Raw genomic sequence first — 13,175 nt, forward strand, 5'->3', positions numbered from 1 at the left:
GTAGCGGATCCCGGCACGCGACCGCGCACGCTGGCGGGGCGCCTGCGCGGCCCCTAAGCTGTGGAGCGGAGACGTGACCGCGGGAGCCGGTCACCGGGCGCGCGCCGCCCGACACGGCGCCGGAACGAATGGATCGAGCGATGACGCAGACGCAGGGACGTGGAGCGATCAACCCGTACGCGGGGATGCGGGAGGTTCCCGGCTTCACGCTGACGAGCGCCGACATCCAGGACGGCGAGCCGCTGCCGGCCGAGCTCTACGCCGAGTACGCGGGCGGCGCGAACCGCTCCCCGCAGCTGAGCTGGTCGGGCTTCCCCGCCGAGACGAAGAGCTTCGCCGTGACCTGCTTCGATCCCGACGCGCCGACCGGTTCCGGCTTCTGGCACTGGTCCGTCGCGAACGTCCCGGGAGACGTCACCGAGCTGCCCGCCGGCGCCGGCGCCCTCGGCAGCGCGCTGCTGCCCGCGGGCACCATCACCATGCCGAACGAGAAGCGCGAGCCGGCGTTCACGGGAGCCGCTCCGCCCGAGGGCACCGGCGTGCACCACTACTGGTTCGTGGTCCACGCCCTCGATGTCGAGCGCATCGACGTCGACCCGCAGGCGACCCCCGCGGTGCAGGGCTTCCTCATGCGCGACGCGGTGCTCGCGCGCGCCATCATCGTGGCGACCGGCGAGTTCGGCGGCGCCGCGTAGCGCAACGGCTCGATCACGAAGCCCGGCCCCGTTTGCGCGGAGCGGGGTGGCGCGGTCTACCATGCTGGAATCGGCGTTCTTCTCCGCCGATCCTTCCCGACCGCCGCGGCTCGGCCACGGCGGCCCCATCGTAAGGACCGATATCCCATGCGTCAGACCTCGTTCCGCCGCCGTGCGCTCGCCGTCACGAGCCTCACCGCCGCAGCCGCGCTCACGCTCAGCGCCTGCTCCTCCAGCAGCTCCGACTCCGAGGGCGGCGACGACGCCGCGGGTCTCGAGTCCGTCAAGATCGGGATCAGCCAGCTCGTGCAGCATCCCGCGCTCGACTCGGCCACCGAGGGCTTCAAGCAGGCGTTCCTCGACGCCGGCTACGTCGAGGGCGAGACCGTCGAGTTCGACGAGCAGAACGCGAACGGCGAGCAGGCCACCGCGGTCACGATCGCCCAGACCTTCGCGAGCTCCGACGCCGACCTCGTGCTCGCCGTCGCGACCCCCGCGGCGCAGGCGGCGGCCCAGGCCATCGCCGACAAGCCCGTGCTCTTCACCGCGGTGACCGATGCGGTCTCCGCGGAGCTCGTCGACTCGAACGAGGAGCCCGGCGCCAACGTCACCGGCACGAGCGACATGGCCCCGCTCTCCGATCAGCTCGAGATGATCACCCAGATCGTGCCCGACGCCGCGAAGATCGGCATCGTCTACGCCTCCGGCGAGGTGAACTCCGAGGTGCAGGTGGAGGCCGCGCAGGAGGCCGCCGCGGATCTCGACCTCGAGATCGTCACGAAGACCGTCACCACCGCCAACGACATCGCGCAGGCCACCGAGGCGCTCGGCGACGTCGACGCGATCTACGTCCCCACCGACAACATGGTCGTCGCCGGCATCTCCTCGCTCATCCAGGTCGCCGAGGACAAGCAGATCCCCGTGATCGGCGCAGAGTCCGGCACCGTCGAGGGCGGCGCGATCGCCACCCTCGGCATCGACTACGAGAGCCTCGGCCACCAGACCGGCGAGATGGCGATCAAGATCCTGCAAGACGACGCGGATCCCGCGACCATGCCGGTCGAGTTCGCGAGCGAGTTCACCTACGTCGTGAACCCCGGGGCCGCCGAGCGCATGGGCGTCGAGATCCCCCAGGAGATCCTCGACCAGGCGGAGACCGTCGAGTAGTCGGCCCCGCCGGACGAAGCAAAGGACCAACGCATGATCGGCGCGCTCGAACTGGGCCTCATCTACGGGGTGATGGCCCTCGGCGTCTACCTCACCTTCAAGGTGCTGAACTTCCCCGACCTCACGGTCGACGGCAGCTTCACCACCGGTGCGGCGGTCGCCGCCGCGCTGATCACGAACGGGATCAACCCCGTCCTCGCCACCCTCGCGGCGGCGGGGGCGGGGCTGATCGCCGGCGCGGTCACCGGAGTGCTCCACACCAAGGGGCAGATCGACGGCCTGCTCGCCGGAATCCTCACGATGATCGCCCTCTGGACGATCAACCTGCGCATCATGGGCACGGCGAAGGAGGACACGGCCGTGGCGGCCAACCTCCCGCTGCTGCGCGCCGAGACCGTCTTCACGCCGCTCAAGGACGCGGAGCTCCTCGGCAGCTGGGCCGGCATCGCGATCATCCTCGTCGCGGTGCTCGTGCTGAAGCTCCTCGTCGACTGGTTCCTGTCGACGAACCTCGGCCTCGCGATCCAGGCGACCGGGGACAACGGCCCGATGATCCGCAGCTTCGGCGTGAACACCCACCGCACGACCATCCTCACGCTCGCCATCTCCAACGGCTTCGTCGGGCTCTGCGGCGCGCTCGTCGCCCAGTACCAGGGATTCGCCGACATCAGCATGGGCGTCGGACTCATCCTCGTGGGGCTCGCCTCGGTCATCCTCGGCCAGGCGGTCTTCGGGCAGCGCTTCATCTGGGTCGCGAGCCTCGCGGTCGTGCTGGGTGCGGTGCTGTACCGCCTCATCATCTTCTTCGCGCTCCGCGCCGGACTCGACCCCAACGACATGAAGCTCGTCACCGCGGTCCTGGTGATCGCGGCGCTGCTGCTGCCGCGGTGGCGCTTCCTGCGCCGCATCCCCGCGCTCAGGCGACGGGACGGGCGGATCGTGGTCGAAGACGGTTCCGCCGCGCCCGCGGCAGCCGCGTCGCCCGGATCTGAGCCCGTGGCCGCGACCCCCGACGAGACGAGCGGGAGGTAGCCGCATGCTCACCATCGACCGTATCGAGAAGACCTTCTTCCCCGGCACCGTCAACGAGCGCCGGGCGCTCGCCGGGCTCAGCCTGACGCTCGAGGAGGGCGACTTCGTCACCGTCATCGGCTCGAACGGGGCCGGCAAGTCCACGCTGTTGAACGCGATCTCCGGCCGCTACGCGGTCGACGCCGGCGTCATCGAGATCGACGGCCAGCGCGTCAACCGGCTGAAGGAGCACCAGCGCGCGAAGTACATCGGCCGGGTGTTCCAGGATCCGATGGCGGGCACCGCGCCCGACCTCACGATCGAGCAGAACCTCGCGCTCGCGGTGCGCCGCGGCAAGCCCCGCGGGCTCGGCCTCGCGCTCTCCCGCGCGCTGCGGGCGCGGTTCCGCGAGGAGCTCACGGCCCTCGAACTCGGTCTCGAGCACCGGCTCACGGCGAAGGTCGGCCTGCTCTCGGGCGGCCAGCGCCAGGCGCTGTCCCTCCTCATGGCGGGCTTCACCCATCCGAGCATCCTGCTGCTCGACGAGCACACCGCCGCGCTCGACCCGCAGCGCGCCGCGCTCGTCACCGAGCTCACCGACCGCATCGTCTCGCAGGGCGGGCTCACCACGCTCATGGTCACGCACAACATGGAGCAGGCGCTGCGTCTCGGCAACCGGCTCGTGATGATGCACGAGGGCGACATCGTCTTCGAGGCCTCGGCCGAGGAGAAGCGGCGCCTCACCGTGCCCGGGCTCCTGGCCGAGTTCGCGAAGATCAAGGGGGCGCAGCTCGACGATCGCGCGCTGCTCGCGTAGGCCAGCCTGGGAGGACGCCCGGGGCCGGTGCGCCTCGCCGCCCCCGTCGGCGGCCCGTCGTACAGTGTGGAACATGGCCGATGAGGGAGCAGCCGCCGCGTCGCGCACGGCGGTGCCGGGGTTCGACGCCGTCGCGGAGCAGACGGCGGCGTGGTCGGCGCTCGCCGAGGCGGCGGGCGACCGCGCCGAGGCCTGGATCGCGCGGGCCCGGGACGCGGCCGACGCCGCGCCCCCGGCCGAGGTGCTCGCCGGGCTGACCGGGGACCCCGAGAGCTTCGCCTTCACCCGGCGGCTCCTCGAACTCGTCGCGGGCACCGACGACGCCTTCGCGTCGGCCGCGGGGCTGCGGGAGGTCGCGCAGGAGGTGCCGCGCTCGATGCCGGTACGGGACCGGCTGGCCGTGCGGGCCGGAGGCGCCACCTCCCTCGGCCTGCCGTGGGCGGTGATGCCGGTGGCCCGCCGGTGGCTGCGGGAGCGGGTCGCCGGGCTCGTGCTCGCCGCCCGGCTGCCCGAGGGCGGCGACCCCGGTCGCCTCTCCGGCCTCGCCGAGGCGATCCGCCGGCACGCGGAGGCCGGGCTGACGACCGTCGTCGTGCCGCTCGGCGAGCCCGTGCACGGCCCCGCCGGGGCCGAGGCGGAGGCCGCGCGGCTCACCTCCCTCGCCGCGCACGCCGCCGTGCGGCACCTCCAGGTCGATCCCGCGCGGCTCGCCCCCGGCGGCTCGGACTGGTCCGCGGAGTCCGATACCGCGCGCGCGGCCCGGGCGCTGCGCCCGATCCTCGAGGCCGCGGCGCAGCACGGCACCACGATCCACATCGCCCCGAACAGAGTGCGCTGGGCCAGGCTCGTGCCCGATCTCCTCGGTCGCGCGCTGGCCGACCCGGAGCTCGACCGCGCGCGCGTCGGCGTGCGGCTGCTCGCGGAGCTCCCCGAATCGCGCGAGCACTACGACCGCATCAGCCGCTGGGCGCAGCGCCGGGTCGCCGACGGCGGCGCCGCGGCCGAGGTGGTCATCGGCGTGGCGGGCGTCGCCGGAGCCGAACGCATCGCATCGATCCTGAGCGGGCTGCCGGTGCCCGTGATCGAGGATCGCGCGGAGCTCCGCGCCCAGTTCCTGCGTCTCGCCGAGCTCGCGCTGCACCCCGGGCGCGCGGCGGTGCTCAGACCCGTGCTCGCGACGGAGGACCCCGTGCTGCTCGCCGCGGCGCGCGAACTCGCCGAGCGGAGCCGCAGCGCGGAGCTCGCCTCCCTCCAACTGCGCAGCGGCGTCGCCACCGGACTCGCCGGCATCGTCGCGGATTCCGGGATCGACGTGAGGATCGCGCTGCCCGTGGTCGCCCCGAAGCGCTTCGGCAGCGCGGTCGACCTGCTCGTCGGCTTCGCCGCGGAGGCCGCGGACCCGGCATCGGATGTGTCGCGCCTCGCCGCGCTGCTCGCGGAGGACGAGGCCGCCCCGGCGGCGGCGCTCGCGGCGGCACGCGGCGAGCTCGCGGCGGCGGCGCGGTTCGCGGTCGATCCCGCGCCCGCGTCGCATCGCACCCAGCTGCGCGCCAGGGAGTGGGATCCGAGCGAGCGCGACAGCGCGCTCTTCTACCGCGCCCCGGAGGAGCCGGTGCGTTTCGACACCGGCGGGCTCACCGCTGCGGTGCTCGGACTCAGCCGGGGAACCGACGGCGAGATGAGGCTCGCGGACCTCGTGCCGCCGCGCGCGATCCCCGTCGTGTCCGCTTCGGGCTTCGCGGGCGAACCGGGGACGGACGCGAGCGTGCCGGCGAACCGCGAGTGGGTGCGGGAGCTGCTCGATCGCGCCGCGGGCGCGGCGCAGGAGCGGGATCCCGTCAACGACACCGTCGCGCTCTCCGCCGCGGATCTCGACCCCGAGCGCGCCGCGCAGGACGCGCGCGAGGACGGGGAGCGCTGGACCCGGCTCTCCCACGGCGGCCGCGCCTCGCGACTGCGGCGGGCGGCGCTCGCCGTCGTCGCCGCGCGCGACCGCCTGCTGCAGGCGCTCGCGGCCGACACGGGCGCACCGGTGGCCGAGCTCGACGCGGAGGTCGACGACCTCGTCGACGCCGCCCGGTACACCGGGCAGCTGGCCGAGGGCCTCGCGGCCGTGCGCGGGGCGTCCTTCGCGCCGGAGCGGCTCGTGCTCGTGGCCGCGGACGCGGCGACACCGATCGCGGCTCAGGCCGAGGCCGTGCTCGCCGCGCTCGGTGCCGGAGCGGGCGTGCTCTGGGCGGTGCCGCAGCGCGTCGCCGACTCCGCTCGCATCCTGCTCGAGGAGTGGGAGGCCGGTGGGATCGTCTCGGGCGCGGTGCGCCTCGAAGCGGTGGCCGAGACGCGCACGCTCACGGAGCTCGTCGCGCACCGCGAGGTCGACCGCGCGGTGATCCTCGGCGATCGCGCGGCGGCCACGGCACTCGCCCGCGCGCGCCCCGACCTGCGCGTCGAGGGCCGGTTCCGCGCCCGCGGCGCCGTCATCGTCACGCCCTCGGCCGACCTCGACGCGGCGATCGCCGACCTCGTGACCTCCGCCTTCCGCGGCGCGGGGACGGATCTCCGCGCCGCGCACGCCGCGATCCTCGTCGGCAGCGTGGCCCGATCCCGGCGCTTCCGCGAGGGCCTCGCCGACGCGGTGCGCGCCCTGCGCCCCGGAGACACCGCTCGGCCGGGCGACGAGGACCCGCTCGCCTTCGACCTCGGCCCGCTGCCCGCACCGCCCGACGCCGCAGGACTGGCCGCGCTGACCGAGCTGGGCCGCGGGGAGCGCTGGCTCGTCGAGCCGCAGCGGCTCGACGCCGAGGGCCGGCTGTGGTCGCCGGGCGTGCGGCTCGGCGTCGCGCCGGAGTCCTCCTTCTGGGACGACGCGCGCGGCGTGCCGGTGCTCGGGATCGCCCACGCGCGCAGCCTCGGCGAGGCCGTCGAACTGCAGAACGCGGCGGGGAGCGGCGCGGTCGCCGGGCTGCAGTCCGCCGACGCGCACGAGGTCGAGCAGTGGATCGCCGGGGCCGAGGCCGCCGGCTTGGCGCTCAACCGGCCGACGACGGGCGCCCGCGTCGAGCGGCACCCCTCCGGCGGATGGAACGACGCCGTGATGGGACTCCCGGCGCTCAGCGGCGGGCCCAATCGTCTGCTGCCGTTCGGCTCCTGGCAGCCCCGCGCGGGCACGCGCAGCGAGACGCTGCACCTGCGGGGGCTCGAACCCGAGGTGCAGCTGCTCATCGAGGCGGCGCAGCCCGTGCTCGACTATGCGGACTTCGACGGCGTGCGCCGCGCCGCCCTCGCCGACGCCCTCGTCTGGCGCACCGGCTTCGGGGCGGAGCACGACGCGATCGGCCTCGGCATCGAGCGCAACCTCGTCAGATACCACCCGGTGCAGACGCAGGTGCGGCTCGCGGAGCACGGCCCGCTCGCGGCCCTCGTGCGCGTGCTCGCGGCCGCGCTGCTCGTGCGCGCTCCCATCACGGTGTCGACGGGCGTGCTGCTGCCGCCCGGGCTCGGCGGCCTGCTCGATCGGCTCGGGATCGAGGTGTCGCTCGAGCGCGACGACGCGTGGGTGGAACGGCTCGCCGTCGCCGGTCCCGTCGGATCGGACGGCGTGCGCGCCGACCGGGTGCGGCTCATCGGCGGCGACCCCGTGCGCGCGGCCGAATGGCTGGGCGGTCTGGACCGCACGGCGCTCTGGGCCGAGCCCGTGACGATGGCCGGCCCCGTCGAGCTCCTCACCCTGCTGCGGGAGCAGTCGGTGTCGGCTCGGGCGCACCGGCACGGGCTGGCCATCCCGGTACCCGGCCTGGAGGAGTGAGGGCGACTCGGCGCGACTGCGGCGTTCGCCGCGTCTGTCGCTTCGGCCGCGTCAGCCGCGCCCGCCGCTCGTTCGGGGGCACGGCTCAGCCGCGGCGCATCGGGGTGTGGGGGATCCCGTCCTCGAGGAAGCCGGGACCGCAGGGCGCGAAGCCGAAACGCGCGTACCACTCCGCGAGATGCGACTGGGCGTGCAGCAGGATCGGACGGCCCGCGCAGGCCGCGATGCCGGCCTCGAGCAGGGCCCCGGCCACGCCGCGACCCCGCCATGCGGGCGCCGTGACGACCCGCCCGATGCTGCGGAGCCCGGGTTCCTGGGCATCCTCGGCGAGGATCCGGATCGTCGCGGCGATGCCGCCCGTCGCGTCCTCCACCCACAGTTGCACCGTCCCCGGCTCGAGGTCGCGACCGTCGAGGTCGAGGTAGACGCAGTCCTGCTCGACGACGAACACCTCCTGCCGCAGTCGCGCGATCGCATAGAAGGTGCGGCTCGGAATGTCGTCGATGCGGTGCGCGGTGCGGAGCGAGAGTCCTGCGGGAAGTGCCGTCATGCCTCGATCCTGCCACGCCTGCGGGTCGATTTCCGTTCGCGACGGCGAGCCGGTAATGTGGTCTCCTGGTCGTGCTCGCGCGACCGATGGCGGGTTACCCGAGCGGCCAAAGGGGGCTGACTGTAAATCAGCTGGCACTGCCTACGGGGGTTCGAATCCCTCACCCGCCACACAAGAAAAGCCCGGTCAGATCATAAATCTGACCGGGCTTTCTTGGTTTCTGGACCAGTTTCGGCGATCAAGTGTGCATTTAGTCTGCGCTTTGCTGGAAAAGTTCATCAATCACGGCAGCCGCCTCAGGCCCCCGTTTCGCCGGCTCCACGTAGTACTTCAAGTTCGCAAGCCCAGTGTGCCCGAGCTGATCCCGGGCAGCTTCAACGCCCAGCCGGTCGGCGATGTGTGTGGCGACGCTCTTTCGGTATAGCCCGAGCTTCAGGCCCTCGTATTCCGATCCCCTGAGAGCGTCCCGCCAGTCCCGCCGCAAGCTATCCGGCCAGCGCAGCGTTCCCGCCTGCGATGGGAACACGAGGTCGCAGGTAGCGTTCACGCGTCGCCTGATGAGCATGCTGGCCACCGAGTTCGGTAGCTCGAGCCGGCGAATCAGATGGTTCTTCGTGTGGTGCTGGATTTCGAGCTTGCCTGCCGTGTTCTTGATGACGGTCTTGTCGACCGTGGCCTCGTAAGGTTCCTGGAGTAGGTCGAGCGAGGGCCAATCGAACGCGAGGAGCTCGGCCGTGCGCGTGCCCGTGGCGAGATACATGTCCGTGGCGTCCGTCAGGCTCCCGTTCCTCGGGTGCCTGCCGATCGGCTTACGATCCCACTGCTGCAGCAGCACCCGGATCTCCATGAGCTGCGGGGCGCGCAGTGCGCTGAAGTTCGGGACTGCACGTGCAACCGCCCGAGTCTCCACCACGGGATTGCGGTCTACTGCTTCGTGCAGCACCGCGAGCATCATCATGTTCTTCAAGACGGTCCGCACCATCCGGGCTGCGCCAGGATGCTTCGTGGCGACAGCCTGCACGAACCGGTCAAGCCGAGCCGGCGTGGCCTCGGCAATGGTCACACCGCCAAGCCCGACACGGATCGTTTTCAGCTTCGACTTGTAGTTGTTCTTCGTCTGGGGGCCGAGCTTCGAATCGCGTTCCATCTCAGCTTCGTAGATGTCGGCAAGCTCTCGGAGCTTCGTATCGCGGTTGATGTCGCCCAGTGAGGGCTTCGATCTATCCGCGAGCGCTTCCAAGAGAGCCGTCTTCGCCTTAGCCTTGCTCGCCCCAGTGCGGAGAACTGGGCGGCTCACTCCGTCATAGTCGCGGAATCGCGCGTAGGCGGCAGGCTTCCCAGAGCGGGTGGTGTAGTTGATCTCTCCCCATGCACCGATGGGGAGTGCCGGGCGCGCCATCAGGCAACCTCGAACTTAGCGACGTACTGGCCGAGTCCCATCCTCGAGCCTTGGTAGACGACATCTCCGAGGCGGTCGAGAGTGCCTTCAAAGGCAATGACGAGTCGCTCGAGCACGCCGAGTTCCTGGGCGATCCAATCGGTACGACTCCCGTACTTGGCCTCGGCTAACTTGTACTCCTCAACATCGATAAGGAAGTGGGCCGCCCATTCGTCGGCGGCTCGCTCTTGACGTTCGTTCACGTGCGGGAAGATCGACTCAACGTGTCGGAGGACCGCGTGTCCGAGCTCGTGCGCAAATGAGCAGATGGTCTTGATGTAGGTCATGCCGTCGAGGATCTTGATGTGCCGAGCTTCGTCGGAGTAGTTGCCTGGGCGGTTTGGGTCGAGGTCGAAGGTGAACTCCCATGTGACGGCGATGGAGTCCGCGAAGGTCACGAGGCGCTGCATTGGGTCTCCTATTCGTCCATGAGTTCGCCGGTCTCCTCCGTAAAGGGGTGGGAGACGAGGCCGAAGTCGCTCTGTTTCCGGGACTCAGGATTCTCATTGGTGCCACCGACATTCGCGTCAACGTCGCGCATTCGCTGGATCATGACCAGGTCTTCGGCGCGGCCAATCAGATCTGCGGTGTCCTCGCCAAGGTGGTTGCAGATCTTAAGTACGTCGTCAACATCGATAGCACGCAGAGCATTCAATGTCTTATGCAAGGTGGTGCGGGGTATGCCGGCTTCACGAGATAGGCGCGCGGCACTGACCTTCCGCCGGCCAAGTAGCGCGTTCAGCTCTTCGGCGACAGCGACCGTCATCGGGCCGATGTCTCGAGCATTTGATGCCTTGTCTGTTCCCATGTAGGGAATCCTATATCAATTTCGGGAAACACAGTACCCCAGGTTGACACGTGCCCAGGTGCGACCTACCGTTATCCACATGGGAACGGAAAAGCAACGAAACCTGGTCGCTGGTGAGGTCAGGGCAGCAATCGCCCGGGCCGGGAAACGACAGTCGGACATCTGCCGCTTGACTGGGTTCTCGTCTTCGAGACTCTCCAACAAGCTTCGCGGGGAGTCTCCCTTCACGGTTGATGAGCTCTTCATCATCGCAGCGGCGCTGGAGGTTCCTGCCCGCTCTCTTCTGCCGCGGAGCGTCGATGAACTCGGGGCGGTTGCAGCATGAGCACCGGGTATGCAGGTACGAGCTTTGAGCCGACGTGGACCACGAAGCAGGTGGCGGAGTTCCTCGGCCTGAAGGTGCAAACGGTCTACAACCGGCTCGATCACAAGCGCGGTGAGCCGGAGTTCCCGAGGCCGAAAAAGCAGGGGCGGCTGAATGCGTTCATCCCGTCTGAGGTCGCCGCGTATCGGGCCAAGCGGCTCGGATTGGAGGAGTCATGAGCAGCATGGTTTTGGATGGTGCGGCGTCGCGGTCGCGGTCGTCGGATCCGGTGACTTCGGTGGACGCCGGCCGATCGGTGGACGTGTGTCCGTCTCAGGAGTACGTGTTCGCGATTCTCAAGGACGTGGGGCCGCTGGCTAACCACGAGCTTCTCGAGTACCACTCTCCCCGCATTTGGCCTTGGTCACCGCAGCGAGTGCGTTCGGCTCGGTCTGAGCTCGTGGAGCAGGGCCGCGTGGAGTTCGCGGGTATCTACCGGCTGACGCCGAGTGGCCGTAGGGCGCGCGTGTGGCAGGTCGCCACTACCTGATCTGAACCGTCTGGTTCATCCCTCCTGATGGGGAGGGCTGGCTACAGCATTCCCTTTTTCGGGTCCGTCGCTGTCGAAAGCGGCGGATCCACGAACATAGTTCGACTGAATTCCGATGGCCACCCGGCCCCGGTTCCAGAGGTTCGGACGTTGAATATCTCGCTAGATCCTGTTGATCGTCTCGTGGTGGGGGCGTAGGGGTGCGGTGGTGGAAAGTCGGCAGGTAGGTCCCTGTCGCAAAGTTTTGGCCTCGCAGTCGCGGGGAACCGGGCACGGGTTATGTGCGGGCGGTACATGGTTGTCGCGTCATGGCTGGGTTACCCGGTGACGTGCAGGGATCGTGACCCTGACCGCCACGGCGGATGGTCCGCAAATGAGAGGTGGTTGTTATGGCTACAGAGATCGGAAGCGCGTTCATGGACGTGCCGGCAAGTGATTCACATCTTCGGACGGAAGCCCTGAATCATGCGGTCAAGCTTCGGATGTCAACGAACGTCCGGGGCACTATCGGCGAGATCGTGGCTGATGCAGATGAGATGTACCGCTTCCTGAAGGGTGATCGTCCGGTGGGCGTATCCCTTCCGGGTGAGGTCGCTCAGTCGCTGAACCTTGTTGGTGGCGTTCGCGAGGTCCGCTTTGCGCGCGGCGCAGTTGCGCGCTGGACGCATGACCCTGATGGGTTGCGTGTGGAGCTGAACGAGGAGCCGCCGGCGTTCTAGGTGGTTGGCCCGTGTGTGCGCTCGCGGATCGGCGCACGGGTACTGGCGCGATAGCGCGTTGACGCGGGTGTGTGTCACCTGGCGGCGGCATCGGGGTTTGTCGTACGGGATGGGTCGCGTATGCGGTCGTACCTAGATGAGGGGGCGTCGGATGGAACTACCGGCGTCCCCATACCCCGCTCAAGTTTTCAGGAGGGAGTGGCGATGAAGTCGATGGATGAGGTGCGGGCGGAGATTGCGGTGATGCGGGCGAATCGTTCGTATGCGGATTCGTGCGTGGAGATGGCTGTTGAGGACTCGTCTCGTGCGTACTGGGTGGATCGGGTGAGCGAGTTGACGCAGCGGATCTGGGCGTTGGAGTGGGTGCTGTCGTGAACGGCGGCGATCTGTTGTTCGTGATTGTGGCGTTGCTCGTCGTGCGCGTCTTGTACTTGTGGGAGGTGCGGCGTGGCAGACGGTGAATGGCATTTCGATTTCGACTGGGCGAAGCCGCCCCTGTCGCTGAACTATCGGATGCATCACATGCAGGCCGCGAAACTCACGAAAGAGATTCGCGGCCTGATGCACGCCCGGGCTCGTGTACTTCCCACGATGGCACGTTGCGAGGTGGTGTTGACATGGTTCGTGAGCACCCGCACGCGGCGTGATGACGAGAACCCTGTGCCGACGCTGAAGGCGCTCTGCGACGGGCTCGTGGATGCGGAGATCGTGCCGGATGACACGCACGAGTTCATGGTGAAGAGAATGCCGGTCATCGTGTACCGGCGAGGTGAGCCAGCGTCGATGCGGCTCACCATACGAGACATAGGAGAAGAAGCATGAGCAAGCAAGACGAAGCGAAGTGCGATCACAGGCGGTCCGAGGTGCTCGTTACGAACCAGCCCCATGGGTACGACAACACACGTTCGCACGCATCCGTTTGGGTCTGCGCCGACCCGGGATGCGTACTCGATGCGATGGGGTGGGTGACCCGGTTCACGAAGGAAACCGCCTGGTGGCGGGTGGGCGTTCATGGCGAGTGGCAGCAGACGGTGCCGGAGGTGGTGTCGTGATGTCTGAGACGCCAACGTTTTTGAACGAGACCCGGGGGTGGAATCCTCCGGGTCTTTCGTTTGGTGCGGGCCTGTTCCTGGACGAGGTGGAGCGGCCGGACCGCCCGCACATGTGTGGCCGGTGCCGGAACCCGTTCACTCGGGAGGGCAACAGTGAGTGCCCGAACAGGAGCCGTGATGTCTCGGCATGACCGTCTCGATGCGGGGTGGGTGCCGGACGATCGGGACCGCCGGTGCGACTGCGACGACTGCATGGTGC

Annotated in this window: 15 protein-coding genes and 1 tRNA gene; 12 read left to right on the forward strand and 4 right to left on the reverse strand. The window is 69.5% G+C overall.

Annotation, left to right across the window (positions count from 1 at the left end; all coding sequences use genetic code 11):
- The first annotated feature begins 140 nt into the window (after positions 1-140).
- From MUN78_RS16320 to MUN78_RS16340, 5 genes are all read left to right on the forward strand, one after another.
- A complete protein-coding gene (locus tag MUN78_RS16320; protein WP_244692289.1) occupies positions 141-695 on the forward strand; it encodes a YbhB/YbcL family Raf kinase inhibitor-like protein in 555 nt (184 codons plus the stop codon).
- A 147-nt stretch (positions 696-842) separates the two neighbouring features.
- Positions 843-1,862, forward strand: coding sequence for an ABC transporter substrate-binding protein (locus MUN78_RS16325; protein WP_244727828.1), 1,020 nt, complete (start codon positions 843-845; stop codon positions 1,860-1,862).
- Positions 1,863-1,895: 33 nt separating this feature from the next.
- Positions 1,896-2,894 carry an ABC transporter permease gene (locus MUN78_RS16330; RefSeq protein ID WP_244727830.1) on the forward strand — a complete coding sequence of 333 codons (999 nt, stop codon included), beginning with the start codon at positions 1,896-1,898 and terminating at the stop codon, positions 2,892-2,894.
- Positions 2,895-2,898: 4 nt separating this feature from the next.
- Positions 2,899-3,690 (forward strand): ABC transporter ATP-binding protein, encoded by a 792-nt coding sequence (locus MUN78_RS16335; protein ID WP_244727832.1) that lies wholly within the window; start codon positions 2,899-2,901, stop codon positions 3,688-3,690.
- 73 nt (positions 3,691-3,763) lie between these two features.
- Positions 3,764-7,495 carry a proline dehydrogenase family protein gene (locus MUN78_RS16340; protein WP_244727834.1) on the forward strand — a complete coding sequence of 1,244 codons (3,732 nt, stop codon included), beginning with the start codon at positions 3,764-3,766 and terminating at the stop codon, positions 7,493-7,495.
- Between the two features lie 85 nt (positions 7,496-7,580).
- On the opposite strand, the gene MUN78_RS16345 is transcribed toward MUN78_RS16340, so the two are convergent.
- Positions 7,581-8,045 (reverse strand): GNAT family N-acetyltransferase, encoded by a 465-nt coding sequence (locus MUN78_RS16345; RefSeq protein WP_244727835.1) that lies wholly within the window; start codon positions 8,043-8,045, stop codon positions 7,581-7,583.
- Positions 8,046-8,133: 88 nt separating this feature from the next.
- On the opposite strand from MUN78_RS16345, the gene MUN78_RS16350 reads away from it, so the two are divergent.
- Positions 8,134-8,215: transfer RNA gene (locus MUN78_RS16350), tRNA-Tyr, on the forward strand.
- A gap of 80 nt (positions 8,216-8,295) precedes the next feature.
- Here the strand turns inward: MUN78_RS16350 and MUN78_RS16355 are convergent.
- The 3 genes from MUN78_RS16355 to MUN78_RS16365 are packed head-to-tail and all read right to left on the reverse strand — an operon-like array spanning position 8,296 to position 10,291.
- Complete coding sequence (locus MUN78_RS16355) at positions 8,296-9,444, reverse strand: site-specific integrase (RefSeq protein ID WP_244727837.1); 1,149 nt, start codon at positions 9,442-9,444, stop codon at positions 8,296-8,298.
- Positions 9,444-9,893: an ImmA/IrrE family metallo-endopeptidase gene (locus MUN78_RS16360; protein ID WP_244727839.1), complete on the reverse strand. Its 450-nt coding sequence runs from the start codon at positions 9,891-9,893 to the stop codon at positions 9,444-9,446. Before MUN78_RS16360 ends, MUN78_RS16355 begins: the two co-directional genes overlap by 1 nt.
- 8 nt (positions 9,894-9,901) lie before the next feature.
- Positions 9,902-10,291: a helix-turn-helix domain-containing protein gene (locus MUN78_RS16365; protein ID WP_244727841.1), complete on the reverse strand. Its 390-nt coding sequence runs from the start codon at positions 10,289-10,291 to the stop codon at positions 9,902-9,904.
- A gap of 79 nt (positions 10,292-10,370) precedes the next feature.
- Here MUN78_RS16365 and MUN78_RS16370 point away from each other — a divergent pair, with 79 nt between their 5' ends.
- From MUN78_RS16370 to MUN78_RS16395, 6 genes are all read left to right on the forward strand, one after another.
- Positions 10,371-10,616 (forward strand): helix-turn-helix domain-containing protein, encoded by a 246-nt coding sequence (locus MUN78_RS16370; protein ID WP_244727843.1) that lies wholly within the window; start codon positions 10,371-10,373, stop codon positions 10,614-10,616.
- The gene (locus MUN78_RS16375; protein ID WP_244727845.1) at positions 10,613-10,834 is read left to right on the forward strand and encodes a helix-turn-helix transcriptional regulator; all 222 of its coding nucleotides are present in this window, start codon (positions 10,613-10,615) and stop codon (positions 10,832-10,834) included. The genes MUN78_RS16370 and MUN78_RS16375 overlap by 4 nt, the downstream gene beginning before the upstream one ends.
- Positions 10,835-11,534: 700 nt before the next feature.
- Entirely contained in the window at positions 11,535-11,864 is a 330-nt protein-coding gene (locus tag MUN78_RS16380; protein WP_244727847.1) for a hypothetical protein, read from the forward strand.
- Between the two features lie 204 nt (positions 11,865-12,068).
- Positions 12,069-12,239, forward strand: a complete 171-nt coding sequence (locus tag MUN78_RS16385) for a hypothetical protein (protein ID WP_244727849.1) — start codon at positions 12,069-12,071, stop codon at positions 12,237-12,239.
- Positions 12,240-12,311: 72 nt separating this feature from the next.
- Positions 12,312-12,686 carry a hypothetical protein gene (locus tag MUN78_RS16390; protein ID WP_244727851.1) on the forward strand — a complete coding sequence of 125 codons (375 nt, stop codon included), beginning with the start codon at positions 12,312-12,314 and terminating at the stop codon, positions 12,684-12,686.
- On the forward strand, positions 12,683-12,916 hold the full coding sequence (locus MUN78_RS16395) for a hypothetical protein (protein WP_244727853.1): 234 nt from the start codon (positions 12,683-12,685) through the stop codon (positions 12,914-12,916). The genes MUN78_RS16390 and MUN78_RS16395 overlap by 4 nt, the downstream gene beginning before the upstream one ends.
- The last annotated feature ends 259 nt before the right edge of the window (positions 12,917-13,175 follow it).

The organism is Leucobacter allii (assembly GCF_022919155.1).
GTDB classification, from domain to species: domain Bacteria; phylum Actinomycetota; class Actinomycetes; order Actinomycetales; family Microbacteriaceae; genus Leucobacter; species Leucobacter allii.